General features: G+C 50.2%; 25 protein-coding genes. 22 read left to right on the forward strand and 3 right to left on the reverse strand.

Going from position 1 to position 26666, the window contains the following annotated elements:
* Window positions 1-116 precede the first annotated feature (116 nt).
* The 6 genes from MKX50_RS11705 (at window position 117) to MKX50_RS11730 (ending at window position 9125) form a co-directional block, all read left to right on the forward strand.
* A complete protein-coding gene (locus tag MKX50_RS11705) occupies window positions 117-1001 on the forward strand; it encodes an EamA family transporter (protein WP_213588504.1) in 885 nt (294 codons plus the stop codon).
* A gap of 249 nt (window positions 1002-1250) precedes the next feature.
* The gene (locus MKX50_RS11710) at window positions 1251-3986 is read left to right on the forward strand and encodes a glycoside hydrolase family 9 protein (RefSeq protein ID WP_339159733.1); all 2736 of its coding nucleotides are present in this window, start codon (window positions 1251-1253) and stop codon (window positions 3984-3986) included.
* 26 nt (window positions 3987-4012) lie between these two features.
* A complete protein-coding gene (locus MKX50_RS11715) occupies window positions 4013-7003 on the forward strand; it encodes a glycoside hydrolase family 48 protein (protein ID WP_339160098.1) in 2991 nt (996 codons plus the stop codon).
* A gap of 146 nt (window positions 7004-7149) precedes the next feature.
* Entirely contained in the window at window positions 7150-7959 is an 810-nt protein-coding gene (locus MKX50_RS11720; RefSeq protein ID WP_213588502.1) for a DUF817 domain-containing protein, read from the forward strand.
* Complete coding sequence (locus MKX50_RS11725; RefSeq protein ID WP_339159735.1) at window positions 7956-8354, forward strand: hypothetical protein; 399 nt, start codon at window positions 7956-7958, stop codon at window positions 8352-8354. Before MKX50_RS11720 ends, MKX50_RS11725 begins: the two co-directional genes overlap by 4 nt.
* A 24-nt stretch (window positions 8355-8378) precedes the next feature.
* Window positions 8379-9125 (forward strand): glucose 1-dehydrogenase, encoded by a 747-nt coding sequence (locus MKX50_RS11730; RefSeq protein ID WP_213588500.1) that lies wholly within the window; start codon window positions 8379-8381, stop codon window positions 9123-9125.
* Here the strand turns inward: MKX50_RS11730 and chrA are convergent.
* Window positions 9122-10360, reverse strand: a complete 1239-nt coding sequence (chrA, locus tag MKX50_RS11735; protein ID WP_339159737.1) for a chromate efflux transporter — start codon at window positions 10358-10360, stop codon at window positions 9122-9124. The genes MKX50_RS11730 and chrA overlap by 4 nt on opposite strands.
* A 192-nt stretch (window positions 10361-10552) precedes the next feature.
* Here chrA and MKX50_RS11740 point away from each other — a divergent pair, with 192 nt between their 5' ends.
* From MKX50_RS11740 to MKX50_RS11785, 10 genes are all read left to right on the forward strand, one after another.
* Window positions 10553-11173 (forward strand): TrkA C-terminal domain-containing protein, encoded by a 621-nt coding sequence (locus MKX50_RS11740; protein WP_213588498.1) that lies wholly within the window; start codon window positions 10553-10555, stop codon window positions 11171-11173.
* Window positions 11174-11415: 242 nt separating this feature from the next.
* Window positions 11416-12546, forward strand: a complete 1131-nt coding sequence (locus MKX50_RS11745) for a betaine/proline/choline family ABC transporter ATP-binding protein (protein ID WP_213588497.1) — start codon at window positions 11416-11418, stop codon at window positions 12544-12546.
* Window positions 12543-13199 (forward strand): ABC transporter permease, encoded by a 657-nt coding sequence (locus tag MKX50_RS11750; protein ID WP_213588496.1) that lies wholly within the window; start codon window positions 12543-12545, stop codon window positions 13197-13199. Before MKX50_RS11745 ends, MKX50_RS11750 begins: the two co-directional genes overlap by 4 nt.
* Window positions 13200-13285: 86 nt before the next feature.
* Window positions 13286-14215 (forward strand): glycine betaine ABC transporter substrate-binding protein, encoded by a 930-nt coding sequence (locus MKX50_RS11755; protein ID WP_339159740.1) that lies wholly within the window; start codon window positions 13286-13288, stop codon window positions 14213-14215.
* Between the two features lie 130 nt (window positions 14216-14345).
* Window positions 14346-15650, forward strand: a complete 1305-nt coding sequence (locus MKX50_RS11760; protein WP_339159742.1) for an MFS transporter — start codon at window positions 14346-14348, stop codon at window positions 15648-15650.
* 148 nt (window positions 15651-15798) lie between these two features.
* Window positions 15799-16113: a metalloregulator ArsR/SmtB family transcription factor gene (locus MKX50_RS11765; protein ID WP_155611111.1), complete on the forward strand. Its 315-nt coding sequence runs from the start codon at window positions 15799-15801 to the stop codon at window positions 16111-16113.
* Between the two features lie 16 nt (window positions 16114-16129).
* Complete coding sequence (locus MKX50_RS11770; RefSeq protein WP_213588494.1) at window positions 16130-17422, forward strand: arsenic transporter; 1293 nt, start codon at window positions 16130-16132, stop codon at window positions 17420-17422.
* Between the two features lie 48 nt (window positions 17423-17470).
* The gene (gene arsC / locus MKX50_RS11775; RefSeq protein WP_213588493.1) at window positions 17471-17896 is read left to right on the forward strand and encodes an arsenate reductase (thioredoxin); all 426 of its coding nucleotides are present in this window, start codon (window positions 17471-17473) and stop codon (window positions 17894-17896) included.
* Window positions 17897-18027: 131 nt separating this feature from the next.
* Complete coding sequence (locus tag MKX50_RS11780) at window positions 18028-18954, forward strand: Gfo/Idh/MocA family oxidoreductase (RefSeq protein WP_213588492.1); 927 nt, start codon at window positions 18028-18030, stop codon at window positions 18952-18954.
* A gap of 44 nt (window positions 18955-18998) precedes the next feature.
* A complete protein-coding gene (locus MKX50_RS11785; protein WP_213588491.1) occupies window positions 18999-19928 on the forward strand; it encodes a hypothetical protein in 930 nt (309 codons plus the stop codon).
* Window positions 19929-20038: 110 nt separating this feature from the next.
* Here MKX50_RS11785 and MKX50_RS11790 read toward each other — a convergent pair whose 3' ends face one another.
* The gene (locus tag MKX50_RS11790; RefSeq protein ID WP_213588490.1) at window positions 20039-21271 is read right to left on the reverse strand and encodes a multidrug effflux MFS transporter; all 1233 of its coding nucleotides are present in this window, start codon (window positions 21269-21271) and stop codon (window positions 20039-20041) included.
* 269 nt (window positions 21272-21540) lie between these two features.
* Between MKX50_RS11790 and MKX50_RS11795 the strand changes: the two genes are divergently transcribed.
* Window positions 21541-23250 (forward strand): alpha-glucosidase, encoded by a 1710-nt coding sequence (locus tag MKX50_RS11795; protein WP_339159743.1) that lies wholly within the window; start codon window positions 21541-21543, stop codon window positions 23248-23250.
* A gap of 36 nt (window positions 23251-23286) precedes the next feature.
* On the opposite strand, the gene MKX50_RS11800 is transcribed toward MKX50_RS11795, so the two are convergent.
* Window positions 23287-23676 carry a DUF2512 family protein gene (locus MKX50_RS11800; protein WP_339159744.1) on the reverse strand — a complete coding sequence of 130 codons (390 nt, stop codon included), beginning with the start codon at window positions 23674-23676 and terminating at the stop codon, window positions 23287-23289.
* 65 nt (window positions 23677-23741) lie between these two features.
* Between MKX50_RS11800 and MKX50_RS11805 the strand changes: the two genes are divergently transcribed.
* The 5 genes from MKX50_RS11805 to MKX50_RS11825 all read left to right on the forward strand — a co-directional run bounded on the left by MKX50_RS11805 (window position 23742) and on the right by MKX50_RS11825 (window position 26649).
* Complete coding sequence (locus tag MKX50_RS11805; RefSeq protein ID WP_339160100.1) at window positions 23742-24701, forward strand: NAD(P)/FAD-dependent oxidoreductase; 960 nt, start codon at window positions 23742-23744, stop codon at window positions 24699-24701.
* Window positions 24702-24739: 38 nt separating this feature from the next.
* Window positions 24740-25042: an antibiotic biosynthesis monooxygenase gene (locus tag MKX50_RS11810; protein ID WP_155611119.1), complete on the forward strand. Its 303-nt coding sequence runs from the start codon at window positions 24740-24742 to the stop codon at window positions 25040-25042.
* 17 nt (window positions 25043-25059) lie between these two features.
* Window positions 25060-25530 carry a DinB family protein gene (locus MKX50_RS11815; RefSeq protein ID WP_339159747.1) on the forward strand — a complete coding sequence of 157 codons (471 nt, stop codon included), beginning with the start codon at window positions 25060-25062 and terminating at the stop codon, window positions 25528-25530.
* Between the two features lie 78 nt (window positions 25531-25608).
* A complete protein-coding gene (locus MKX50_RS11820; protein WP_213588485.1) occupies window positions 25609-26154 on the forward strand; it encodes a GNAT family N-acetyltransferase in 546 nt (181 codons plus the stop codon).
* Window positions 26155-26166: 12 nt separating this feature from the next.
* Window positions 26167-26649, forward strand: coding sequence for a GNAT family N-acetyltransferase (locus MKX50_RS11825; RefSeq protein WP_213588484.1), 483 nt, complete (start codon window positions 26167-26169; stop codon window positions 26647-26649).
* Window positions 26650-26666: the final 17 nt, after the last annotated feature.

Raw genomic sequence — 26666 nt, forward strand, 5'->3', positions numbered from 1 at the left:
AGAGGCTGCTATAAAAATAGTAACTATGGTGATAGCCAATATCCAGGAAGATGGTATAATGCTTAATTAGCGGCTTCTAATAAGAAGTTCAACCAGAAGAAGGAGTTTACAAAAACATGTGGCTGTTATTCGCTTCTCTCGCTGCGATCAGTTTTGGTCTGCGCGGTATTTTGTATCATTGGTCATCCAAACAAGGAATGGATCGTAATTTGATGTTATTCGGCGTATTTTTTACTGGAGCCCTCGCTAGTTTAATAGGCAGCTTCCTGTTTGGGCAGAACTGGACGCTGAGCGCGCTTACGGGGGTATTTATGGGGGCGTTTTCATTCGTAGCAAATGCCTGCATGTTCCAAGGCTTCGCTGTCGGGAAACCTTCGATCATTGCGATTCTGACCGGACTTCCCCCCGTCGTTGTCGTTACGCTTGCCTACTTCTTGTGGGGGGAGACGCTGTCCCTGGGGCAGATGCTCGCGTTCTTTCTCATTGTTGCAGGGATTCTAACCGTCAGATATTCGAATGACCTGCGAATCGGGAATTTGCAGGGCGCACAATGGGGTCTGCTGGCCATGGTATTTTTCGGTTTAAATGATATGGCGGGCAAGATGTCGACACGTTTAGAAGCAGCGCTATTTCCAACATTGTTTTACATGTTCTCCGTCGGATCGGCCTGCTTTGCTGCTTGGTGGCTGATCGATAAAAATCGCAAACGGAAATTAGCAGTTTCCGGTACATACGGATCCTCTGCGCAGCTGGGCAAGTGGAATGAAAAACAAACTTTCTTCAGTGGCATGGCGATCGGCTTCACGAACTTTTTCGGAATGATCCTCATCATAACCGCCTTTAAATATGGTATTACGGGGCTCGTGTCGGCCGTTGTCGCCATGAATGTGCTATTAATTCTTCTTTATACTCGCATCTTCGTCAAAGAGAAATTTAGAAGGCTTGAAGTCATTGGCATGTCTATATGCATTGTTGGCATGATTGCCCTGCGAATTTTTTAACTGAATTTTGAAGCAAGAGTGGTATGTCTTTATGACATATCGCTCTTTTTTTCATTAAGCTAACAATAAATAACAATTTATATGTAAAATATAGTAATTAATAGATTGATATGTTATATTATGGCTAGGAATTGTTGTAATTAAATGGAAACTTCCTAACAACAATCCTAATTTAATGAAAGAAGGTGGTACTTGAAGCAGCCTGTCGGGATTTTTGTGGATATTATCGTATAGAAAGGAGGCAATGATATGATGGGAAAATGGTTGAAACGAAGCAGGATATTTTCATTCACATTAGTGTTAGCGCTTACAGGGAGTGCGGCGCTAACAAATGTGCCAAGCGCTCAAGCCGCTGCCTCGGATTATAACTACGCCGAAGCGTTGCAGAAATCGATTTATTTCTACGAGACACAGCGTTCTGGCAAATTGCCGGACAATAATCGCGTCGAATGGCGCGGCGATTCTGGGCTGAAGGACGGGGCTGACGTCGGTCATGATTTGACGGGCGGCTGGTACGACGCAGGCGATCATGTCAAATTCGGTTTTCCGATGGCTTACACCGCAACAATGCTTGCATGGTCCGTGTACGAGTACCGCGATGGATATGAGCAGTCCGGCCAGCTCGAATACATCCTGGATAATATCCGCTGGGCGACGGATTATTTTATGAAAGCTCATACGGCTCCCAATGAATTATGGGGACAAGTAGGGAACGGCACAGCGGACCATAACTGGTGGGGCCCGGCTGAAGTCATGCCTATGGCGCGGCCGGCCTATAAAATTGATGCAGCCCATCCGGGCTCGGATCTTGCCGGGGAGACAGCCGCAGCGCTGGCTGCCGCCTCGATCATTTTCAAGGATACGGACGCCGCCTATTCGGGAGAGCTGCTTAAGCATGCGAAGCAATTGTATCAATTCGCGGATCAATACCGCGGAGCATATTCGGACAGCATTACTGACGCTGCCCAGTACTACAAGTCCTGGAGCGGCTATGCCGATGAATTGAGCTGGGGAGGCGTGTGGCTCTATCTCGCTACGAACGACGAGACTTATCTTAACAAGGCTATAGCCGCAAGCAGCCAGTGGGGAACACTGCAGTCCGGTGGCTGGGATTATAAGTGGACACAAAACTGGGATAACAAGCAATATGGCGCCCAGCTTCTCCTGGCCCGAATTACCGGAGATCCGCGGTTCGTACAGTCTACGGAGCGGAGCATGGAGTTCTGGACGACAGGCGTGTCCGGAACTGGTGAACGAGTCACGTACACACCAGGAGGGCTTGCGCATCTGGATCAATGGGGAGCTCTTCGTTACGCCGCCAATCAGGCATTCCTTGCTTTCGTTTACTCCGATTGGGTGAGCGATCCTGTCAAGAAAGCGCGTGCGCGTACTTTTGCCGAGAGTCAAATTTTGTACATGCTGGGAGATAATCCGCGGAGCAGCAGTTATGTGGTCGGTTTCGGCAATAATGCGCCGGAGCATCCGCATCATCGAACCTCGCACGGCTCCTGGGCGGACAACCAGCAAACTCCTGCGAATCACAGGCATATTCTATATGGTGCGCTCGTTGGCGGGCCAACCAAGAACGATAGCTATACTGATTCGATTGGAGATTATGTATCAAACGAGGTAGCCACGGATTATAATGCCGCTTTTACGGGGGCACTTGCGAAGATGGTGCTTCTTCATGGACAGGGACAGCAGCCTCTTCCGAGCTTCCCGTCACCGGAAGTCCGCGAGGATGAAATGTTCGTTGAAGCTTCTGTAAACGTGAGCGGCAGCAATTTTGTAGAGATTAGAGCTTTGCTCAATAACCGTTCCGGCTGGCCGGCACGCTCGAGCGACAAGCTGTCCTTCAATTACTACATCGATATCAGCGAAGCAATTGAGGCTGGTTACGGCCCCGAGGATATTACGGTTTCTGCCGGCGGGTACAACCAGGGAGCGACGGTATCACCGCTTAAGCCGTTTGATGCAGCTCAACATATTTATTATACGACCATTGATTTTACAGGAACTGCAATTTATCCCGGAGGGCAGTCGGCGCACCGCAAGGAGGTACAATTCCGGATTGCCGCTCCGTTGAACACAAATTTCTGGGATAACAGCAATGATTTTTCTTACCAGGGCATTGCGCTGAGCGCGGCTGCTCCTGTAAAAATGAACAATATTCCGGTCTATGATGCCGGTGTTCATGTGTTTGGACAACTGCCTTCCGGAGGAGGCAACCCGGGAACGCCGATGGTTCCTGCTGCGCCCAAAGGCGTTAAGGCAACGGCTGGCGACGGCCAGGTTGATCTGTCCTGGAATCCATCGGGCGGTGCCAGCCAATATGTGGTGAAGCGTGCGCAAGCCGACGGAGGACCTTATAACGTGGTTGGCGAAACGACGGGGACGACCTATAGCGATCAAGGAGTGATCAATGGGACGTCCTATTATTACGTGGTTGTTGCCAGGAACTCGGCCGGAGATAGTCCTAACTCGCTGCAGGTCGGCGCCAAGCCCCGGGAAGGGACAGCGCCGGTTGAAGGCGGATTGAAGCTGCAATATCGTACGAATGATACTAATCCGGGCGACAATCAGTTTCGTCCGCAGTTTCGCATCGTTAACACGGGAACGACGTCTGTTGCCCTCAGCGATATAAAGATTCGCTATTATTTCACGATTGACGGGGACAAGGCTCAAGAGTTCCATTGCGATTATGCGGCTGTGGGCAGCGGGAATGTAACCGGGAAATTCGTTAAGCTTGGCAATGCGGTTCACGGGGCGGATTATTATTTGGAAATCTCGTTCGGGCCAGGGGCAGGCAGCTTGGCGCCTGGAGCGGATAGCGGTGAGATTCAGACCAGAGTGAATAAGACGGACTGGTCGAATTATAACGAATCTAATGATTATTCGTACAACGGAACACAAAGCGGTTTTGCTGATTGGGACAAAGTGACATTGCATCTAGGCAGTAATCTTGTATGGGGGATTGAGCCCTAAAACCAAGAATAGAGAGGATGTATATGATGAAATGGTCAGCTTTTAAGAAGCCGGTATCGCTCTTAATGAGTGCGGCACTGTCGCTTACGATCGTATCGGGTGTGTTTACCGTTCATTCCAGCCAGGCACTCGCAGCATCGTCCACCGAGGAAACCCGGTTCCTGCAAATGTATCAGCAGCTTAAAAATCCGGCCAATGGCTACTTTTCGCCCGAAGGAATTCCTTATCACTCCATTGAGACCCTAATGAGCGAGGCGCCGGACTATGGGCATATGACGACGTCGGAGGCGTATAGCTATTGGCTGTGGCTCGAGGTGCTCTACGGCCATTACACCGGGGATTGGAGCAAGCTTGAAGCCGCGTGGGACAATATGGAGAAGTATATTATCCCGGTGAATGAGGGAGACGGCAAGGAAGAACAGCCAACGATGAGCTACTACAACCCCAACAGCCCGGCAACTTATGCCGCAGAATATTCGCAGCCGGATCAATATCCGAGCCAGCTTAGCGGTCAATATGCGGCAGGAAGAGACCCGCTGGATGCAGAGCTAAAAGCGACGTACGGAAACAACCAGACGTACTTGATGCACTGGCTGCTGGACGTGGACAATTGGTACGGCTTCGGCAATTTGCTCAATCCAAGCCACACGGCAACTTATGTGAACACGTTCCAGCGGGGTGAGCAGGAGTCGGTATGGGAGGCCATACCACATCCATCGCAAGACAATAAAACGTTTGGAAAAGCAGGGGAAGGCTTCATGACTCTGTTTACGAAGGAGAGCAACGCTCCGGCCGAGCAATGGCGTTATACGAATGCGACCGATGCGGATGCGCGGGCCATTCAAGCCATGTACTGGGCTAAGGAACTGGGTTATAACAACTCCGTATATTTGAACAAGGCCAAAAAGATGGGTGACTACTTGCGCTACGGCATGTACGATAAATACTTCCAGAAGATTGGAAGCGCTTCAAATGGAACGCCGACAGCCGGTACCGGCAAGGATGCCAGCCATTATCTCATGGCTTGGTATACAGCCTGGGGAGGCGGCCTGGGACAAACAGGCAACTGGGCTTGGCGAATCGGATCGAGCCACGCTCATCAAGGTTATCAGAACGTCGTAGCGGCTTACGCGCTTTCCAATCCAAGCGGCGGCCTGGTGCCGAATTCTCCAACGGCAGGACAAGATTGGACGACTTCGCTGAAGCGCCAACTGGAGTTCTACACTTGGCTGCAATCCGCAGAAGGGGCGATTGCGGGCGGAGCGACCAACAGCTGGGACGGCTCCTACAAAGCTTATCCTGCCGGCAAGAGCACTTTCTACGGTTTGGCTTATGATGATGCGCCTGTATATCATGACCCGCCATCCAATAACTGGTTCGGCATGCAGGCTTGGCCGGTAGAGCGGATCGCTGAGCTTTATTATATTCTGGCATCAAATGGAGATACCTCCTCGGAGAATTTCCAAATGGCCAAGCAGGTCGTACAGAAATGGATCGACTGGTCCATGGACTACGTCTTTGCTAACCAACGTCCGGTAACCGATTCTGAAGGCTATTATCTGGATAGCCTGGGCAATCGTGTGCTCGGCGGCAATAATCCGGCCATCGCCACGGTTTCAGCGCCTGGGGAATTCTGGGTTCCAAGCAACTTGGAATGGTCCGGCCAGCCGGCGACTTGGAATGGCTTCAGCAGCCATAACGGCAACCCTAACTTGCGTGTAGTAACAAAGAACCCGGGGCAGGATGCGGGAGTGCTCGGCAGCTATATCAAAGCGCTGACCTTCTTTGCGGCCGGAACGAAAGCGGAAACCGGCAGCTACACTGCGCTGGGCAGCCAGGCTGAACAGTTGGCCAAGGCGCTGCTGGATGCTGCGTGGGGATACAATGACGGCATCGGTATCACGACAGTTGAGCCGCGCGAGGACTATTACCGCTACTTCACGAAGGAAATTTATTTCCCTAATGGCTGGACGGGCTTGTTCGGACAAGGCAATACGCTCCCGGGATCGTCTGCGGTGCCATCTGATCCAGCCAAGGGCGGCAATGGCGTATATGCCAGTTATACGGATGTAAGACCAGCCATTAAAAATGATCCTCAATGGCAATATTTAGAGAATAAATACAACACTTCCTGGGATCCGCAAACGAAGAAATGGACGAACGGGGCCCCAGAGTTCACTTATCACCGCTTCTGGTCTCAAGTTGATATGGCTACGGCGTACGCCGAATACGATCGCCTGATCAACAGCGATCAAGGCGGACCGGTGGAGCCAGTAGCGCCAAAAGCTCCATCCAAGCCGAACGCGGTGGCTGGCGACGCTGTGGTCAATCTGTCCTGGAACAGTGTTAGCGGCGCTACCAGCTATACGGTGAAGCGGGCAACGACAAGCGGCGGTCCATACACGATGTTAGGAACTACAGCGCAAGCTGCCTATACCGATTCAAACGTTGTCAACGGCACGACGTATTACTATGTAGTCAGCGCATCCAACAGCGTTGGGGAGAGCCCGGACTCGCCGGAGGCAAGCGCCAAGCCTGCATCCACTCCAATTCCGGTACAGGGCAATCTGAAGCTTGAATACCGTACGAATGACACGAACCCAGGAGATAACCAATTCCGGCCGCAGTTCCGCATCGTGAATACGGGTGACACAGCCGTATCGCTAAGCAATGTGAAGATTCGCTATTATTACACCATCGACGGTGATAAACCGCAGCAATTCCATTGCGACTATGCCGCTATCGGCAGCAGCAACGTAAGCGGAACCTTCGTCAAGCTGCCATCAGCCAAGCCGGGGGCGGATTATTACTTGGAAATTTCGTTCGGCGCTGGTGCGGGCAGCTTGGCACCGGGGGCGAATTCCGGCGAAATCCAGGTACGGGTCAACAAGACGGACTGGTCCAACTATAATGAATCGGATGACTATTCATATGATGCGACTAAGACCAATTTTGCCAGCTGGGAGAAGGCAACTTTGCATTTGAACGGAGATCTGGTATGGGGACTTGAGCCTTAATCGCATAGAGCATAACGGAGCGCCCAACTTGCTGACCATGGCAAGTTGGGCGCTTTCCTGCTGTTTTTAATTTTTACAGTCTGGTCACTTCAAGGTATGAATTGTGATAAAATCCAATTGTAGAAACAGGAGGCTGATGTCCCGTTATGATGTTTATCCGCAAGCTGTTCGTGTTTGCTTGGCTCCAAGCGCTATCCTGCATATTTCCGCTAATAATCTTCGGAGCCCTCGCTCTGACGAAAGTGATCCAGCTGCCCGTTCTTCCGCGATATGACTGGATTTTGCTGATTTGCTTGCTCGCTCAGGCAGGGATGATGATCAGCAAGCTGGAAACGCTGGACGAGCTGAAGGTCATTTGCATGTTCCACATCATTGGCCTTGCACTCGAAATATTCAAAGTTCATATGGGCTCGTGGACTTACCCGGAACCTGCATGGAGCAAGGTATTCGGTGTCCCGCTATACAGCGGATTCATGTACGCCAGTGTCGCCAGCTACATATGCCAGGCCTGGAGACGGCTGCAGCTGCAAATTACGGGCTGGCCCAATTCGATTTACGCCGTTGCCATTAGCGCGGCAATCTATCTAAATTTTTTCACGCATCATTTTATCGGCGACTATCGCTGGATACTCATGCTGCTCCTGGTTGCCGTATTTTTCCGATGCACGGTATATTTTACGCTGGAAGAGCGCACCTTTCGAATGCCGCTGCTGCTGTCATTTCTGCTGATCGGCTTCTTTATCTGGATTGCGGAGAATGTGACCACCTTCCTGGGAGCCTGGAAATACCCGAATCAGGAAGAGGTATGGCGGCTCGTTCATATCGGAAAAATCAGCTCATGGCTGCTGCTCGTTGTGATCAGCATCATCATCGTTGCGCAGCTGAAGCATGTTAAAAAGGGAAGGATCGACGCCCCGCAAGGCGTGTCCTCCGACAAATGGGAGAGTCGCACATGAATAACTCAAAGGGGATTTTCTATTATATTGCATGGATGATCGGCGCCTGTCTGCTTGTTTACTATAGCGGCAGCTTCTTCGCCATGATGGATCAACAGCGAACGATACTTTACAAAACTGACAATATGCTGCTGGCCAACATGATTTACGCCTTTGCATTTGGCCTGTATTTAAGTCTGCTTAACGGATGGCCGGCCCGGCGAAAAATGATTAAACCGCTGTTTTTCGGCGTGTTCTTGCCATGCTTTTTGATCTTGATTTATCCAATTGCCTCTTCATATATTAAAATTATCGCGATGGCCGAATATTACCAATTGGTTCGGGAACGCGAATTTTTCTTCTTTGGTCTTATGAGCGGATTAACGCTGATGAAGAGCTTCTTTACGACTCGTTAATATTTAAAGGAGGCTGTATTCGTTATGTCATTTGCCAAACTCGTCGTATTAGTCACCGGTGCTTCGCAGGGAATCGGCCGTGGAATTGCGGAAGCTTACGCTCGCTGCGGCGCTGTCGTAATCCTGGCCGATCTGCCGTCCTCGGCTGGGGAGCAATCGGCTGAGGTAATAAGGCAAAAGGGGGGACAAGCCGAATTCATCTCTTGCGATGTCCGCAGCGAACGGGACATATCCGGCATAATGAAGCAGGTTGAACATACATATGGCAGAATTGATATTGTCATTAACAATGCAGGGGTGTCCCGGTTCAAATCGCCCTTTGAGCTGACGGTGGATGAATGGGATGATGTGCTGAATACAAATGTGCGCAGCTGTTTTCTCGTAACGCGGGAGGCGGCAAAATTGATGAAACAGCATGGCGGAGGGTCGGTCGTCAATATTTCCTCGACCCGCTCCTTCATGTCCGAACCGAACTCCGAGGCATATGCCGCCTCGAAGGGGGCCATCGTATCGCTAAGCCACGCGATGGCGGTGTCGCTCGGCCCTGACGGGATACGAGTGAATTGCATCAGCCCCGGATGGATAGAAACGGGGAAATACGAGGAGCTGCGCGAGATTGATCATAGCCAGCATCCGGCGGGCCGGGTAGGCAAACCCGAGGATATCGCCCGGGCTTGTCTCTATTTAACAGATCCGGCTAATGATTTCGTGACCGGCATCCATCTCGTCGTCGACGGCGGAATGACTCGAAAAATGATTTATGAAGATTAGACGAACAATTGCGCAAGCATGCCTGCTGCCGCGCCTGCGATAACCGCACACCACGGCGGAAGCTTCCAGAACACCAGCATCGCGAACAAGCAAAGCACGATAACGAAGTCTGCCGTGCCGCGAACAGCGCCGGTCCAAATGGGATCGTACAGTGCAGCCAGCAATATTCCTACCACTGCTGCATGGATACCCTGCAGCGCCCGCTGCATAGTTATGTTCCGGCTTAGCCGATCCCACAGAGGCAGAACGCCTGCGACCAGCAGAAAGGCTGGCAGGAAGATGGCGATTGTAGCTAATGCCAGACCCGGCACTCCTCCATATATGGCGCCTAAATAGGAGGCAAAGGTAAAGAGCGGCCCAGGAACGGCCTGAGCAGCGCCGTACCCGGCGATGAAATCGGACTGGCTGACCCAGCCGTGTGCGACGACTTCTTCTTGCAGCAGCGGAAGCACCACATGTCCTCCGCCGAAGACGAGGGAACCGACCCGGTAGAAGCCGTCGACCAGGGAGAGCCATCCGCCGTTTGACCATTGGCTGAACAAGGGGAGAAGCAGGAGTAATGCGAAATAGAATCCTAGATAGATGAAGGACTGCCTGCAGCCATGAACATCCCGCGAACTTGCCGCGGCAGCTGGCATAACGGATTCCGCAGCCGCTTCATGGCGATACATAATGAGCCCCAGTAATGCCGCCGCGGCGATAACGCCTACTTGGCTATACGTGCCTGGCCAGAGCAGCACAACCGCTGCTGCACCAACAGCGACGCCGGCTTGCTTTCGGGTTGCGGCTAGCTTTGTCCCCATGCTCCATACAGCCTGGGCGACGATGGCCACGGCGGTCAGCTTCAATCCGTGCAGCCAAGACGCTTCGGCGACATTCATGCGCTGCACGATGATAGCGAACAGCCCTAACAGGAGGATGGATGGCAGTGTAAATCCAACCCAGGCTGCTATGGCTCCCATCAACCCGGCGCAGCGCAGGCCGACTCCGATCCCGACTTGGCTGCTGGCCGGTCCGGGAAGGAACTGGCATAAGGCAACCAAATCAGCGTAGGCTTTCTCTTCCATCCATTTGCGGCGGACGACATATTCCTGATGGAAGTACCCCAGGTGCGCAACAGGACCGCCAAAGGAGGTCAGCCCCAATTTGGCTGAAGCAAGGAAAATATCAAGCACGGTAATGCGTGGCAGAGACTGGGCGGCAGTCTCTTTTTTTGCTGTATTTTTTGTATTCATAGCATGTCATGTTCCTTTCAAAGTGTGGTGCCTAGAGAACCCGGCCTGTTTCAACCGTTCGTCTACATTATCATAGGTATGTTAACCTGGCGTAAAATACGAGAAAACTCTGTGTAAGGCGGCTAGTTTATTTGCCGGGTAAAAGCAGCTATACTGGATAACATGATGATGTAAAAGGGGGACTACACCGTAATGCAGGAAATTGCTGTCTACAAATCCATCGCACTCGATATTGCTCAGAGAATCGTCAGCGGGGAGCTGGCTGTCCATAGCAAAATATCGGGGCGTTCCTTGTTGGCGGCTCAATATCATGTCTCTCCGGAAACGATACGCAAGGCGATCGGGCTGCTCAAGGATGAGGGAATCGTCTCGGTCTCGCAGGGCAAAGAGATCGTTGTCATCTCTGATCAGAAAGCCGGAGAATATTTGGCGAGCAGCAATTATCTGAAATCGGCTTACTCGTTAAAACGGGATTTGGAGCAGCTGATGGCAGAGAAAAAAGAAGTGGATCGCAGATTCGAAGTTCTGTTGAACAAAATTACAAAGGCTTCAGACCGGCTGCAGAATCTTACTCCCTATAACCCGATGGAAATACAGATCAAGGAAGGATCCCATGCGGTGGGCAAAACAATCGGCAATTTATTGTTCTGGCAAAATACCGGAGCTACCGTAATCGCGCTGCGCAGGGGTACTAGAATCTCGATCTCCCCCGGACCCCATGTGATTTTGCGGGAGAATGATATGCTTGTATTTGTAGGAGATCCGAAAATTTACGACAAAACCGAGCGGTTTGTCAATCAAACCAGCGAATAATACATAGTTGAAAGAGGCTGTTCCTAGGCAGATAGTGCCAGGGAGGCCTCTTTTTTGTTGGAGCAAGTCCATTTTTTAACATACAACTTATGAACTTGATAAAGGTTGTCAGTATTCCGGGGGTTTGTTATAGTAATACCTATTGATGCTTCAAGCATAGTAGTAAAAAACTATCAATGCTGCTGATTCAATGCATATGGGGGGAGAAGAAACATAAATTTGCAAGCACAAAGGAGGCAGAAATGCTGAAATTTGAACAGGTAAGCAAGACATACCCAAACGGTTATCATGCGGTAAAAAATATCAGCTTCGAGGTGGATTCGGGCGAAATTCTGGTGCTGATCGGCCCCAGCGGTTGCGGGAAAACGACATCCATGAAGATGATTAACCGCCTGATTCCGCACACATCAGGCAAAATATACGTCCAGGGCAAGGATATTACGCAGGAAAACCCCGTAACGCTGCGCAAGAACATCGGCTACGTCATTCAACAAATCGGACTGTTTCCCCATTACACCATCGAAGACAATGTAGGTCTAATCCCCGAATTAAAAGGATGGTCCCGAGATAAAAAGAAAGCACGGGTAAGCGAAATGCTGCGCTTGGTCGGACTCGATCCGGAAATTTATGCGAAGCGCTACCCCAAACAACTGTCCGGCGGCCAGCAGCAGAGGGTCGGTGTAGCGAGAGCCTTGGCGGCCGATCCGGACATTATCCTGATGGATGAGCCGTTCGGCGCACTCGATCCCATTACTCGGGAGCAGCTGCAGGATGAACTCTTGCGTCTCCAGCAGGAGGTAAAGAAGACGATCGTATTCGTCACACATGACATGGAGGAAGCGCTGAAGCTTGGCGACAAGATCGCCATTTTACGAGATGGAGAGCTGGTGCAGATCGATACGCCGGAGCAAATTTTATGTCATCCGGCCGATGAGTTCGTAGAAGGTTTTGTCGGTAAAAATCGCCTCTATCAGAACCCCGAATTTATTCCGGTTACGGAGGTGATGCGGGACAATCCTTCCACAACACTTCCGGGCCGCAGTCCAAGCAGGGCCCTAACCTTCATGCGCCAGCGGAAGACGGACACGCTGCTTGTCAGCGATGAAGCGGGCAGACTGCTGGGCATCGTCTCAGCTTACGATGTGTCGGCCCAGATGGACAGCTCGGTAACCATCCGGGATATTATGCAATCCCCCCAAGCCCTGCTTGAGGATACTGCGACAGCGAAGGATGCGCTTGCGCTTATCACTGAGGCGCCGTTTGGCATCATCCCGGTAGTGACGGGGAGTGGAACAATTGCAGGCATCGTAACCCGAAGCAGTCTGTTAACAGCGTTTGCCGCTCAGTGGGTAGGGGGTGAAGAGAAAGCATGAGAGATAAATCATTATGGGATCAGCTGATCCATCAGTTCGACATGCGAAAGGGAGAATTGGCGCAGTCCTTATTGGTGCATATTGAACTCGTGTTCCTGTCGATGCTGCTGGCGATAGTTGTCGGCATCTCCCTAGGCATCATGATTACTAGAGTTAAATCTCTCAAGGGCGTTACCTTGGGAACGGCCGGGGTTCTGCAAACGATTCCGAGCCTCGCCATGCTCGGTTTTATGATTCCGCTATTCGGCATCGGCATGAAGACGGCTGTAGCCGCCTTGTTCCTGTATTCATTGCTGCCGATTATCCGGAATACGTACGCGGGTATTACTGATGTAGATAAGTCAATCGTGGAAGCGGCACGCGGGATGGGCATGAAGTCATGGCAAATTCTATTCCGCGTCCAGCTGCCGCTGGCCTTAAATGTCATAATGGCCGGTATACGAACAGCGGCGGTGATCAATGTGGGGACGGCAACGCTGGCCTCTTTTATCGGAGCCGGGGGACTTGGAGAATACATCTTCCTAGGCATCCAGCGCAATATTGAGGCGCTAACCTTGCTCGGTGCGATTCCAGCGGCTATTCTCGCTCTGATTATGGACTACTTGCTTGGTCTGCTGGAGAGAGTGACGACACCAAAAGGCTTAAAAGTGTGAATGGAGGAAGGCAATAGCAGGCCTGACTTGCAAAAAATGCAGCTATAGAGTGCTTAGCATTAAAATATGGAGGTTCAAAGAAACAAATGAAAATGATAAAATTTAGCAAAAAAACGGCGGTTGGTTTGTTGGCAGTCGTACTGATGACGATGCTATTGAGTGCGTGCGGAGGCGGAACTAACAAGGACTCTGGAGCAGGAAACGCAGGAGAAATTACAATAGGATCTAAGAATTTTACCGAGAATATGCTGCTTGCTCTGATGATGGCGGAGCTGATCGAAGCGAAAACGGACATCAAAGTGAAGCGCCAGGTCAATCTGGGTGGCTCCAACGTCGCATGGAGCGCGCTAAAGAATGGTGAAATTCAGCTGTACCCTGAATATACGGGGACGGTTGTAGCCAATTATTATCAGGAGGAAACGGGCAATTCGGCGGAATCGCTGGCTAAAACGAGAGAGCTGCTTGCTGATGATGAGCTAATCTTTCTGGAGCCGTTCGGCATTAATAACACATACACACTGGCGGTAACACGGGAGACTGCAGAACGGCACAACCTTGAGACCTTCAGCGATTTGTCGAAGGTATCCGAGGACATGATTCTTGGCGTAGAATTCGAATTTCTTGATCGGGACGACGGCTTTCCGGGAATTCAGAAGCTGTACGGCATGAAATTCAAGCAGCAAAAGGGGATGGACCACGGTATTATGTATCAGTCGATCGCCAGTGGAGAGACGGATGTGACGAATGCATATGCCACCGATGCGCAAATCAAGGTGCATGATCTAGTTATTTTGCGGGATGACAAAGAATTTTTTCCGCCATATGATGCCGGACCGGTCATTCGTAAAGCGACCTTGGAGCAATATCCTGAGTTAGAAGAGGTATTGAATCTAATGAGCGGTTTGATTAGCGACGAGGAGATGCAGAAGCTGAATGCGGACGTCGATGTGGAAGGGCTGAAGGAAGAAGAGGTCGCACGCCAATTTTTGATTGAAAAAGGGTTGATAGAAGGCTAGTATATATAGTATTAAATATTTGTACGGATAGGAGTATATGATGAGACCGATTTAACTATGAACTGTAAGCTGCTTCAATTAAGCTGATCATACAAAATTTAATGCTATAGAACACGGAGGCTTACGGTTCATGTTCAAGAAGTCTTTTTATTACTTGTGGGGCTCGCAGGCGCTGTCCAATACGGTAGATGTCTTCTACCTGGTCGCGCTGATGACATTCGTGCTGAGCACTACGAACTCGATCATGTTTGCGACCCTGGTTCCTTTCATCCGAGTAACCGCCCAGTTAGCGAGCGGATTTCTTGCCCCGCTGATGGTTGCGAATTATAGACTGCCCTTTCTGCTGACAATATCGCAGAGCGGGCAGTTTCTCTTGTTTAGTCTGCTGGCTTTCTATCTCTCACCCTGGATCGGGGGAAACAGTTTCCTGTTGATCTACGGTATTATTGCCTGCATATCTTTCTTGGACGGCTGGACAACTCCCGCGCGAAATGCGCTCGTTCCGCGTCTTGTGTCAGACGAGGTACTGATGAAGGCCAATGGAATGGTGGCTACAACTGATCAGGTCGTTCAGTTTGCGGGTTGGGCGTTAAGCGGGTTGATGGTCGCGAAGCTGGGGGCTTTTCCGGTACTGGTTATTGTTGCCGCCGGTTATGGAATAGCCATGCTTGTGACCTTCTGGATCGAAGATCCGCTAGAACCTCCAAGGCGGGGAATATGGGATTGGCGGACTGCCTCAAAACAAGGCTATATGGCGCTGAAGGAGGCACAGACAGCGAGTGATCCGAGCAGTGAAATCAAGTCGCCTACCCGCTGGGATACACTTAAGGAAGGCTGGGTGCTAATCTGGAAATCGCCGAGGCTGCGGGCTTTAACGGTGATGGACGTGACGGATATGTTCGGAGGCTCTGTGTGGGCCGGAGCGTTCATGCTTGTCTTCGTCAAGGAAGTATTGCTGAAGGATGAGCAGTGGTGGGGTTATATCAATGCGAGTTATTTTGCCGGCGCTGTGATTGGCGGACTGCTTGTCGTGGCGTTCGTCGGGCGTTTGGAGAAGCGGATATTTGCGGCAATGCTCGCAGGGATGCTGGGCTATGCACTGCTGACGACTCTGTTTGCGGTCAATTCCTATGCGCCGCTTGCGCTGCTCCTCGTTCTGCTGACCGGACCGATGACAGAGCTTGCTGCGGTATCCCGCCGAACATTGATACAGCGAAGCGCAAGCAAGGAACGGCTGCCCCAGATTTTTTCGGCGCAAGCGACGTTGCTGAATACCGTTTTCGGCATATCACTGCTCGCGATGAGCGGCATCGCCGAGTGGCTTGGGATCGTAAATATGTATTTGTTCGCCGCCGGTATTACATTACTTGCGATATGTACAGGCATAGTCAATCGAAGCTCCTTCCGAAAGGAAGTTCATATCGTGGAACCTTAGTGAAAGAGGCGCCTATTAGGCGCCCTTTTTAATTGGATGGAAGAAAGTTCATATAAGCTACTAAAATATATAACCGATTGATTATATAATTGTTCAATTATATAATATAATCTATCAAAATATATTCTAAGAGAGGAGGGGCTGCCCGATGGAAGAGATCATTCGGGATTTGAAGCTGCTGGCCGACAGGACGCGCTTGACACTGCTGGCCATTTTGAGGGAAGGGGAGCGCTGCGTATGTGATCTGGTCGATGCACTGCAGACGACTCAGCCGAACGTCAGCCAGCATCTGCGCAAGCTGAAGGAGGCAGGTCTGGTCATTGAAGATAAACGCGGATCATGGGTCTATTATGATTTGACACTTGAGGGCAAGCCGCATGTCCAGGCTCTGATGGAGCATGTTCCTGTACCTGTGGAACAACTGGAATGGATGAAGAAATGCTCAACGAACAACTGCTGCTGATGGAAGAGGAGAATAGATGGTATACATTGCTTTTAGCATATTTGCGCTTACATTAACGATGGTTATATGGCAGCCCAGAGGGCTTGGCATCGGCTGGTCGGCGATGGGGGGCGCCATACTGGCATTGCTGTTAGGCGTGGTTGGCTTTCAAGACGTGCTTGATGTCACAGCCATCGTATGGAATGCCACACTCGCTTTTATTGCGATTATAATAATTTCTATATTGCTGGACGAAATCGGATTTTTTGAATGGGCTGCGCTGCACATGTCCAGGCTGGCGAACGGCAGCGGAAAGTTGATGTTCGTCTATGTTATTCTGCTTGGCGCGCTGGTCGCCGCTTTATTCGCCAATGATGGAGCTGCCCTAATCCTTACACCGATCGTATTGGCAATGGTCAGGGCGCTTAAGTTCGAGGACCGCATGGTCCTGCCATTTATTATGGCGAGCGGTTTTATTGCGGACACGGCCTCGCTGCCGCTTATTGTGAGCAACCTGGTCAATATCGTGTCGGCGGATTACTTTGGAATCGGGTTTGGCGCCTATTTTATCAAAATGATCATACCCAATTTATTTTCGATTGGTGCCAGTGTGCTCGTGTTGTACCTGTTCTACCGCAAACAAATTCCAGGACATTATGACGAGGCACAGCTTAAGGAGCCAAAGGAAGCGATCCGGGATCCGCGGATGTTCCGGTTATCCTGGCTTATCCTTGTTCTGCTGCTGGCGGCGTATTTATCCAGCGAATTTATCGGCATTCCTGTATCGGCGGCGGCGGGGGCAGTGGCGGTCATATTTATCATTGCTGCCCGGAAGAGCCCGGCAATACGGACATCCAAAGTCATCAAAGAAGCGCCCTGGTCCATTGTCGTCTTTTCCATCGGAATGTATGTCGTCGTATACGGGCTTCGCAACGCCGGATTAACCGATCAGCTCGGAAGCTGGATCCAGGCCATTGCAGGTCAAGGGCTATACGCTGCCACGTTAGGCATGGGTCTGCTGGCGGCGCTGCTGTCATCGATTATGAATAATTTGCCTACGGTCATGATTGGCGCATTAGCGATAGATAGCACAAGTACAGCGGGGGTCATGAGAGAAGCACTTATATACGCGAACGTGATTGGCTCGGATCTCGGTCCGAAAATAACACCGATCGGTTCCCTGGCTACTTTGCTGTGGCTGCATGTGCTGTCCAAAAAGGGCATCAGAATTACATGGGGCCAGTATTTCCGCACCGGAATTATTCTTACGATTCCAACGCTAGTCATTACGTTAACCGGACTCTATGTATGGCTTTTATTTATAGGCTAGAAGGCACCATTACTTAACTTCTATTAACTTCGGAAAGAGGATTGCTAGATGAACAATAAAAAAAGCGTATATTTCCTTTGTACGGGAAATTCATGCCGGAGTCAGATGGCAGACGGCTGGCTCAAGAAAATAGGCGGTGATCAGTTTGAAGTGTTCAGTGCGGGATTGGAGGCTCACGGATTGAATCCTCGCGCTGTTCAGGTCATGAATGAGGCAGGTGTCGACATTAGTACTCACCGGTCAGAGGTGATTGATCCAGACATTCTAAAGCGTACAGATTATATTATTACGTTGTGCAGTCATGCGGACGATCACTGCCCGGCTGTACCTACCCGAATTGGTGTGAAATGGCATTGGGGATTTGAAGACCCCGCGAAGGCGACAGGAACCGAGGAAGAAATTATGCTGCGTTTCCGGGAAATCAGGGATCAAATCAAGGCCCGCATTGAACGATTTGTTACGGAAGGCCAGTAATGCCGAAATAAGAGCGTTAGAAAAAAGATCTAAAGGCACCTCCAGGGTGCCTTTTTTTGGTGTAACTTTATAAGGTGAAATGCGTACTACATGATAAACGTTATTATCAATTAACTATTGGAGGGATCCATATGCGCATAGGGATCATCGGTCTGGGGGATATTGCGCGCAAAGCGTATCTGCCGGTCATAACGGCTATCGAAAATATAGAACTTGTATTGTGCACCCGCAATTCAGAGGTTCTCCGCCAAACAGCAAATCAATATCGCATTGGTGAAACGGCTCATCAACCTGAGCAATTAATTGCTGCCGGGATAGATGCAGCGTTTATACATACAGCGACGGAATCGCATGCCGGGATCATTGAACTTCTGATCAGGCACGGCATCCATGTATATGTAGACAAACCTATCTCTTATAATTACGGGGAATCCGCCAGATTGGTAGAGCTGGCCGAATCCATGGGAGTTCAGCTAATGGTCGGATTCAACCGGAGATATGCCCCGATGGTTGCGGCCATGAAGGAACAGAACGAACGGCGTCTTGTTATTATGCAGAAAAATCGCGTGACTTCTCCCGATTTTGCACGCCGCTTCGTTTTGGATGACTTTATTCATGTAGTCGATACAGTTCGCTTCTTAGCGCCGGGGGAAATTAAGGACACCAAAATCACAACCTATCAGCAAAATGGGAAGCTGCACCATGTTACTCTGCAACTGGAGGGTGACGGTTTTACAAGCACAGCTATTATGAATCGCGATAACGGAATAACCGAAGAGACGCTGGAAGTAATGAGTCCAGGAAATAAATGGCTTATTGACGGTTTAAATACAACAAGACATTTTCATGCGGGCAAGGAGCAGCTGATCAAATTCAATGATTGGGATCCGGTGCTTTACCGCAGAGGTTTTCATCAAATCATCAGTCATTTCCTGGACAGTGTCCGCAGCAATTCGGAGTTGGGCGTATCCGCGCGTGATGCACTGGAAACGCATCGACTCTGTGAATTAGTTGTCAAGCATGCCGAAGAGCATGGTGCAGATATTTGGCATGGTTAGGCAGTCGCCATCCGGGTACTTTTTTTAGTAGGAGGAGATGTGTTATGTATGAGGACATGAATGAGCGTTTAGCCGAGCTAAAAGAGAAGGGACGGAAAAAAGAGAAGTGGGAGAAGCGCCATCAACAATTGCAGGAAGAGCTCGCGGCGTTGGAGCGTGCAAGAGAAGAGGCTAGCCGGAGACTTGCAGCGGAAGAGAAGGACGTCAAGCAGCTGACCAGCTTGTCCTTATCCAATTTGCTGCATACGATTCTTGGCAGAAAGACAGAGAAGCTGGATCAAGAGCAGCGCGAGGTGGTCGAAGCCAAGCTCAAATACGATGAAGCCGATCAGGCGGTGCAGCATACCGTGCAGCAAATCGCTGCTGCCGAGAAGCAGCTGGCGGAAGTGAAATTCTGGAAGCTTGATTATGATCAAGTGTTTGAGGCTAAGGAGCGTCAAGTACTGCAGGAAAATGAGGAGCTGCGGACATTGGCGGAAGAACAGGCAGCCCTAAGTGTACAGAACAAGGAATTAGAAGAAGCGCTGCGGGCGGGCGGCTCGGCCGCTCACGATCTGGACAGCGCCGTTGACAAGCTGCTGTCAGCTAAAAATTGGGGCACCTATGATATGCTTGGCGGCGGCATGATCTCGACGCATATGAAGCACGGCCGTCTGGATGAAGCGATGGATTATTTATACCGTGCCCAGAATAGTTTGCGGCATTTCGAGAAGGAGCTGCGGGACGTGGGCGAGCAGATGCCGGTTCATATCGAAATCAGCGGGTTTCTCAAATTCTCCGACTATTTCTTTGACGGCTTCATTATGGATTGGATCGTTCAGGGTAAAATCAACGATATGCTGCATCAGGTGGAAGGTAAGCGGTCAGAGGTAAACAGAATACTGTCAGATCTAGCTGCATTGCAGCGCAAAGTCGGGACAGCGCTGGATTCCTCGCGGCGCAGATATGTCCAGACCATAGAGCAATATATATAGCATTATTCAAAAGGGACCGTGATCGCAGCAGCAGCGATTCGCGGTCCCTTATTATTGGTTAACGCACCTAGCCTTCAAATCAATTTCTAATGTGGCGAGCATAGCTTGAATTATTTGCTTGCAAGCTTTGGACGCACCAGGAACAAATAGCTGCATATCGCGCCAAGTTCGGCGATGGCTATGACGATGCCCAGCGGCACCGCGGTGTGCTCACCGCCCAAACCAACGAGCGGGGCGACGGTGGCTCCAAGGATGTATGGGATTAGCCCGAGCAGAGCGGAGGCGCTTCCTGCAGCTTTTCCCTGACTCTGCATCGCCAGCGAGAAGCTTGATGTGGAGATGATTCCTACGCAGGATACGACTAAAAATAAAGGAATCAGGACAGCGATCAGCTTGCCTCCTAGCAGTATCGCCGTTAATAGGCCTGTGGCGCCTGTCAGCGCCAGAGCCAGTCCGAACTGAAGCATCTTCGCTTCTTTGATTTTTCCTGCCAAACGGCCTGTAGTTTGGCTTGCAATGATAATACCGACGCCGTTCAAAGCAAAAATAAAGCTGTACATTTGCGGTGAAACCTCAAATACATTCTGCATAACGAAGGAGGAGCCGGATATGTATGCGAACATAGCAGCGGACACAAGGCCTTGTGTCAGGCAGAAGCCGATGAACAGACGGTCTCCGAGCAGCCGCCGAAAGGTTGTCCACGTGGCAGCGAAGCCGCCGGACTGCCTGCGCTCCCTGGGAAGGGACTCGGGAAGTCCGAATAATACGGCGATCATCATAACAACGCCGATCAAGGCTAATACTACGAATACGCCTCGCCAAGATGTAAATTGCAGCAGCTGTCCTCCAAAGATTGGAGCGAGAATCGGCGCAGCACCATTAACGAGCATGAGGAGTGAGAAAAACTTCGTCAGCTCCGAACCGGAGTATAAATCGCGTACAACGGCGCGGGAAATTACGATTCCTGCCGAACCGGACAAGCCTTGAAGAAACCGCAGGGCAATAAGCGCCCAGGCCGAAGGCGCAAATACGCAAAGCAGCGAGCTTATCGCGTAAATGCAAAGGGAAATGATCAGCGGCGCGCGGCGGCCCCGCACATCGCTCATCGGCCCTGCTGCCAATTGGCCCAGCGCGAGTCCAAGCAGGCAGGAAGTCAGGCTAAGCTGAGTAACGGAAGCTGTCGCATTTAGCTCTTCGGCAAGCTTGGGCAACGCGGGCAAATACATATCTAGCGAAAGCGGACCGAAGGCTGACAGACTGCCGAGAATAAAAGCCGTTTTCAAACGAGCCGAACGGGATAGGGGATGCGAAGACGTCGAAGAATCGCTGGTTAATGAATTCATTACTGTAGGAACACCCTTTCGAAACATAACGATAATTTGCACAGTCTGACGTATAGACGCAGATTATTTCATTATACTATATCAGTGAAAATAAGCTGCAAAAAGAATGCCATTCCGCCGAAAGTTCTTTTTGTCTGTTATACCGGACGTTTCACTTGTTTATAGATATAACAAAGCGCATATCAGGTTTAGTTGCAATCTAGGGAAGAATGAATTATCCGCTTGCCGGCCCGATGAGGCTCAGTCCGGATAAGGAGGCAGAATATAGAATGAAACCGAAATGGTGGAAAGAAAGCGTAGTATATCAAATTTACCCGATTAGCTTTAAAGACAGCAATGGCGACGGCATCGGCGATCTTAAAGGGATCATCTCCAAGCTGGACTATTTACAGGAGCTGGGGGTCAACGTCATTTGGCTGAGCCCCATTTACAAATCCCCCGGCCATGACAATGGATATGACATTAGCGATTATTGCGATATTATGGAGCAGTTCGGCACGATGGAGGATTTTGACCGATTGCTTCAGGACATGCATTCCCGTGGGATGAAGCTCATGATGGATTTGGTACTGAACCATACCTCGCACAAACATCCATGGTTCATAGAATCCCGTCAGTCCAAAGATAATCCGAAAAGGGATTACTACATATGGCGGAAAGGGAAAAACGGTGGTCCGCCTAACAACTGGGAATCGTACTTCAGCGGCTCGGTCTGGGAGTATGATGAGCAGACGGACGAATACTATTTGCATTTATACTCCAAGTACCAGCCGGATTTAAATTGGAGCAATCCCGTAGTGATCGATGAACTCCATAACATGGTGGAATGGTGGCTTAAAAAGGGAGTGGACGGTTTTCGTTTCGACGCGATATCACACATCGTCAAAGCCGAAGGCCTTCCGGACGCCGACAATCCTCATCAGACGAAGACGGTACGGGCCTATGAAATGTTCTCCAATCTGGAGAATGTCCATACCTTACTGCAAAATCTGCATGACAAAGTACTTTACTATTACGACATCATGACCGTCGGGGAAACGTCGGGACTCGGTCCGGAGCAAGCGCTGGATTATGTGGGGGACGGCCGGCGCGAATTGAATATGACTTTCCAGTTCGAGCATATGTTCATAGATGCCGCCTCTTCAGGGAGCGGTAAATGGAACGTCGTTCCCTGGAACCTGCTGGAGCTGAAAAAAATCATCAGCAACTGGCAAAACGTTCTCCACGACCGGGGCTGGAATGCGAATTACTGGTGCAATCATGACCAGCCGCGTTCTGTATCCCGTTTCGGGAACGATGTGCTGTACCGGGTGCCTTCGGCGAAAATGCTGGCCACCTTCATTCACACCCTGGAAGGCACGCCGTATATTTATCAAGGCGAAGAAATCGGAATGACAAACATCGCTTTCGAGTCTATCGACGATTACCGCGATGTGGAGACGCTGAATTACTACGAGGAACAGCGCGATAACGGGGTGCCGGAAGAAGAAATCATGCAGGCTCTTCGCAAAAGGAGCCGGGACAACGCGAGAACTCCGATGCAGTGGGATACGACTCCAAACGCTGGTTTTACTAAGGGAACACCCTGGATTAAAGTCAATTCCAATTATATGGAGATTAACGTAGCGGATGCGCTGAATGATCCCGATTCTATCTTTCATTATTACAAAAAGCTGATTCAGCTTCGCAAACAGCATAAGGTAATCGTTTATGGCAGATATAAGCTGCTGCTGCCGCTTCATTCAGAAATATATGCTTACACTCGAACTCTGGATAACGATCAGCTGCTCGTGATCCTTAACTTTTTTGAACGGGAGCCGCTCTTTGAACTGCCGAAGGATGTATCACCCGAGGGAATGGAACTGCTCATTTCGAATTATCCCCCGGAAAAGAATGAAGATTTATGTAAATTGAAGCTGCGGCCTTATGAAGCAAGGGTGTATTTACAGCGTCTGCCCAAATCTGCGAATGAACAATAGCAACGACCGCGTTTCGCGGTCGTTGCGCATTGTCGTTCATTCCACTTTCATCTGCTTGTCCTGCTGAATTCCATTTCTGATAAGCCAGTCATGGTACACATACTCGAAGACAGTTACGGCGACCGTGGCGGTGAGCACCTCCATCAGCGTCATTGACCAGCCGTTATTGGCTGCGAGCGCCCATATAAACAGGTAAGCTAGGACAGCATCCATCATCGTCGCCAAAACATTGCTGGCTCGGGGCAATACAAACAGATCCACCAATAAAAACGAGAAAATCGTCAGGCCAACAGCTGTTAACAGCGCGGGGAAAAACGAGGCATCGCTCATCAGCATAAAGAGCCCTACAAGGATAATGCAGCTCCAGACGATTTTGACAACAATCCGTTTGGTCATCGTGTCCTCCTCATCAAGATGTATACTCATGATTCCCAGCATGTCCCGCAAGATATTCAGCAGCTGCCGAAATCTAAATGAAGGAGTTTATGTTTATGCCGCAGGATTGCATTATTGTCGGAGGAGGAATCGCTGGGCTGCAGGCCGCGATCCAATTAGGCCGTTATTCCGCCTATGATGTTCTGGTCGTTGACGCTGGGGAAGGCAGATCTACGCTTTGCCGCGGTTATCACAATATTTTAGGCTGGCCAGAGGGAATATCGGGACAAGAATTGCGTGCAAGAGGAAGGCATCAGGCTGAGAGCACTGGTGTCCGCTTTGCTCGGGACAGGATTGTAACAGCGGCTCGAACCTCAGCCGGAACGATACTTCTTAAAGGGGAAACGGGAGAAACATACGAGACCTATACGACGCTGCTTGCGACAGGAGTGAGCGATCGCATTCCCGAAATCCCTGGGCTTGTTCCGCTGCTCGGAAGCAGCGTATATATTTGCCCGGATTGCGACGGGTATGAAATTGAAGGCAAGCGCACTGTTTTGATGGGAGCTGGAGATGCCGGTGCCAATATGGCGCTTCTGTTGGCAGAACGCACACACAGTCTGACTTATGTGAACCATGAGTCTTCCCGTATATCTCCAGAACTGTTGGAACAGATGGGTCATGCAAGTATTTCTTATATCGAGGCAGCGATTGTGGAAATACGGTCAGCTGCGGAAGGGCAAATTGCGCAGGTCATACTTCATGACGGTACTGTTCTGCCCGCCGAACGGGGCTTTATTGCTTTTGGCGGAAACAAGGTTCATTCTGACCTCGCGAGGCAGCTTGGGGCTGTTCTCAGTGATAACGGCCATGTGGAAAGTGATCCGCGAAGCAAGCAGACGAGTGTGGATAACGTATGGGCCGCTGGCGATATCGCTCTGCACGCAGAGCAGGCCACTGTGGCGATGGGCGAAGGTTCGATCGCCGCGATATGGATCAATAAAGCCTTGCGGGCGCAGAAAGGAAAATTCGATCAGCGTAAATCATATAATGATGGTATAATAAGGACAACATAACAAATTATGCTTCTTTCGAGCTGGTTAGGGGGGAAAGAATGATCCTTGAAGTAGCCGAGCTGCATGTGAAGCCAGGAACGATCAATGACTTTGAGAGCAGCTTTCGGCAAGCGTCCAAAATCATTTCGGGCATGCCAGGGTATATCGACCATGAGCTGCATAAATGTGTGGAAGAGGAGAATAAATACATTCTTCTCGTCAAATGGCGGTCGATTACCGATCATGAGGTCGGATTCAGAAAATCGGAGCAGTATCAAGAATGGAAGGCCCTGCTTCATCATTTCTACGACCCGTTTCCCGTTGTCCAGCACTATGTTCAGATCAAGCAGCTTATTGATTAAATTAAGGGGGCTAGTCCATGGGGGAGATTATTTTTAGTCAATTGGAATTCATCCGCGGGCAGACATTAAAAATAGCTCAGGATTTATCAGAGGAACAGGCTAATATTATACCTGCCAAGTTCCGCAACAATATTCGCTGGAATCTTGGACATATCGCCTTTGTACAGGACGCTTTTGCATTTCAGCTAAACGGACGCCCTTCGCTGATTTCAGCCCAATATAGAAGTTTTTTTGCTAACGGGACATCTCCGGAAAACTGGACGGAAGACGTGCCAAGGCTAGCAGATATCGTTGAGGTTCTGGAGCAGCAGCCGAAGCAGATTGCTTCGATTTTACCAGGAAAACTGGACGAACGCGTGAGTAAGCCGTATACGACATCGTCGGGATTTACGCTGGATACGATTGAAGGATTTTTGAATTTCACCCTTTATCATGAGGGGATGCATTTTAGCGTCATTAAGATGTATAAGAAATTGATCCAAAGCTAGCCTGCGCGGCTAGCTATTTTTATTTTTTTTTGTTATCTTTGGTTGGATTGGGAACTGATACGGATAGGAGCAGCATAAATGTTGACATCATATGCGATTGAACATGCGACAATTGATGATTTACAGGAAATCGTAGCCATCTATAACGAGACGATCGACAGCAGAGCTGTTACGGCTGACCTGGAGCCGATCACGGTGGAAAGCCGTTTGAAATGGTTTGCGGAGCATACGCCAGACCGTAGGCCGCTATGGGTAGTCAGAGCCGGAGAGAACAAAGGGGCGGGTTCGGCTATTGAGTATGGAAATCCGGTGATCGCCTGGCTTAGCTTCCAGTCTTTTTATGGGCGCCCTGCTTATGACGGCACAGCGGAAATAAGCATTTACATTTCCTCAAGGTTCCGCGGCCAGGGCATCGGCAGCTTGCTGATCGAGAAGGCGATTGCGGCCTGTCCCGAAATTGGAGTGAAAACGATGCTTGGCTTCGTGTTCGCCCATAACGCCGGAAGCTTGGGGCTGCTGAGCAAGCACGGGTTCGAGCAGTGGGGACTGTTACCGCGGGTCGCCAATATGGACGGTGAAGAGAGAGACCTTGTGATCATGGGAAGGAGGGCGAACAGCGATTAAGCAGCTGATTCCATGGACAATAAAGTGAATTTGCATTTATATGCAGCAAGTGACAAAGAAGCATTGGAACGTTTTGTCCTTCCAGAGGAACAGGTTATTTTCAGCGCTCTGCCGAAGGACGTTCTGGATGAAGCGATTCAGGATAAATGCATGTATCCGGTGGTTATCGCATCCGGGGACATTCATGCCGGCTTTTTTATCCTGCATGAAGGGCCGGATATCGGGGAGTATACCGCAAATCCTAATGCGATGCTGCTCCGTTCCTTCTCCATCGATTACCGCTATCAAGGGCAAGGGATTGCCAAAACGGCAATGCTTCAGCTTCCCGAATTCATGAAATCCCGCTTTCCCGGGAGAAATGAAGTCGTCTTGGCCGTAAATAGGCGCAATAAAGCAGCCCAGGCCGTGTATATAGCGGCGGGCTTCCAAGATAAAGGCAGATTGATCGAAGGTCCAGTCGGACCGCAGCATATTTACCATCTAGCGCTAGATTAGAGTAATGAGTATATATA

Source organism: Paenibacillus sp. FSL W8-0186 (assembly GCF_037969765.1).
Taxonomy (GTDB): Bacteria; Bacillota; Bacilli; order Paenibacillales; family Paenibacillaceae; genus Fontibacillus; species Fontibacillus woosongensis.

What these genes read in the sequence shown, in the direction of transcription:
- MKX50_RS11705 (WP_213588504.1), top strand. Translation starts at nt 117, where the DNA reads ATGTGGCTGTTATTCGCTTCTCTCGCTGCGATCAGTTTTGGTCTGCGC.
- MKX50_RS11710 (WP_339159733.1), top strand. Translation starts at nt 1,251, where the DNA reads ATGATGGGAAAATGGTTGAAACGAAGCAGGATATTTTCATTCACATTA.
- MKX50_RS11715 (WP_339160098.1), top strand. Translation starts at nt 4,013, where the DNA reads ATGAAATGGTCAGCTTTTAAGAAGCCGGTATCGCTCTTAATGAGTGCG.
- MKX50_RS11720 (WP_213588502.1), top strand. Translation starts at nt 7,150, where the DNA reads ATGATGTTTATCCGCAAGCTGTTCGTGTTTGCTTGGCTCCAAGCGCTA.
- MKX50_RS11725 (WP_339159735.1), top strand. Translation starts at nt 7,956, where the DNA reads ATGAATAACTCAAAGGGGATTTTCTATTATATTGCATGGATGATCGGC.
- MKX50_RS11730 (WP_213588500.1), top strand. Translation starts at nt 8,379, where the DNA reads ATGTCATTTGCCAAACTCGTCGTATTAGTCACCGGTGCTTCGCAGGGA.
- chrA (WP_339159737.1), bottom strand. Translation starts at nt 10,360, where the DNA reads ATGAATACAAAAAATACAGCAAAAAAAGAGACTGCCGCCCAGTCTCTG.
- MKX50_RS11740 (WP_213588498.1), top strand. Translation starts at nt 10,553, where the DNA reads ATGCAGGAAATTGCTGTCTACAAATCCATCGCACTCGATATTGCTCAG.
- MKX50_RS11745 (WP_213588497.1), top strand. Translation starts at nt 11,416, where the DNA reads ATGCTGAAATTTGAACAGGTAAGCAAGACATACCCAAACGGTTATCAT.
- MKX50_RS11750 (WP_213588496.1), top strand. Translation starts at nt 12,543, where the DNA reads ATGAGAGATAAATCATTATGGGATCAGCTGATCCATCAGTTCGACATG.
- MKX50_RS11755 (WP_339159740.1), top strand. Translation starts at nt 13,286, where the DNA reads ATGAAAATGATAAAATTTAGCAAAAAAACGGCGGTTGGTTTGTTGGCA.
- MKX50_RS11760 (WP_339159742.1), top strand. Translation starts at nt 14,346, where the DNA reads ATGTTCAAGAAGTCTTTTTATTACTTGTGGGGCTCGCAGGCGCTGTCC.
- MKX50_RS11765 (WP_155611111.1), top strand. Translation starts at nt 15,799, where the DNA reads ATGGAAGAGATCATTCGGGATTTGAAGCTGCTGGCCGACAGGACGCGC.
- MKX50_RS11770 (WP_213588494.1), top strand. Translation starts at nt 16,130, where the DNA reads ATGGTATACATTGCTTTTAGCATATTTGCGCTTACATTAACGATGGTT.
- arsC (WP_213588493.1), top strand. Translation starts at nt 17,471, where the DNA reads ATGAACAATAAAAAAAGCGTATATTTCCTTTGTACGGGAAATTCATGC.
- MKX50_RS11780 (WP_213588492.1), top strand. Translation starts at nt 18,028, where the DNA reads ATGCGCATAGGGATCATCGGTCTGGGGGATATTGCGCGCAAAGCGTAT.
- MKX50_RS11785 (WP_213588491.1), top strand. Translation starts at nt 18,999, where the DNA reads ATGTATGAGGACATGAATGAGCGTTTAGCCGAGCTAAAAGAGAAGGGA.
- MKX50_RS11790 (WP_213588490.1), bottom strand. Translation starts at nt 21,271, where the DNA reads ATGAATTCATTAACCAGCGATTCTTCGACGTCTTCGCATCCCCTATCC.
- MKX50_RS11795 (WP_339159743.1), top strand. Translation starts at nt 21,541, where the DNA reads ATGAAACCGAAATGGTGGAAAGAAAGCGTAGTATATCAAATTTACCCG.
- MKX50_RS11800 (WP_339159744.1), bottom strand. Translation starts at nt 23,676, where the DNA reads ATGAGTATACATCTTGATGAGGAGGACACGATGACCAAACGGATTGTT.
- MKX50_RS11805 (WP_339160100.1), top strand. Translation starts at nt 23,742, where the DNA reads ATGCCGCAGGATTGCATTATTGTCGGAGGAGGAATCGCTGGGCTGCAG.
- MKX50_RS11810 (WP_155611119.1), top strand. Translation starts at nt 24,740, where the DNA reads ATGATCCTTGAAGTAGCCGAGCTGCATGTGAAGCCAGGAACGATCAAT.
- MKX50_RS11815 (WP_339159747.1), top strand. Translation starts at nt 25,060, where the DNA reads ATGGGGGAGATTATTTTTAGTCAATTGGAATTCATCCGCGGGCAGACA.
- MKX50_RS11820 (WP_213588485.1), top strand. Translation starts at nt 25,609, where the DNA reads ATGTTGACATCATATGCGATTGAACATGCGACAATTGATGATTTACAG.
- MKX50_RS11825 (WP_213588484.1), top strand. Translation starts at nt 26,167, where the DNA reads ATGGACAATAAAGTGAATTTGCATTTATATGCAGCAAGTGACAAAGAA.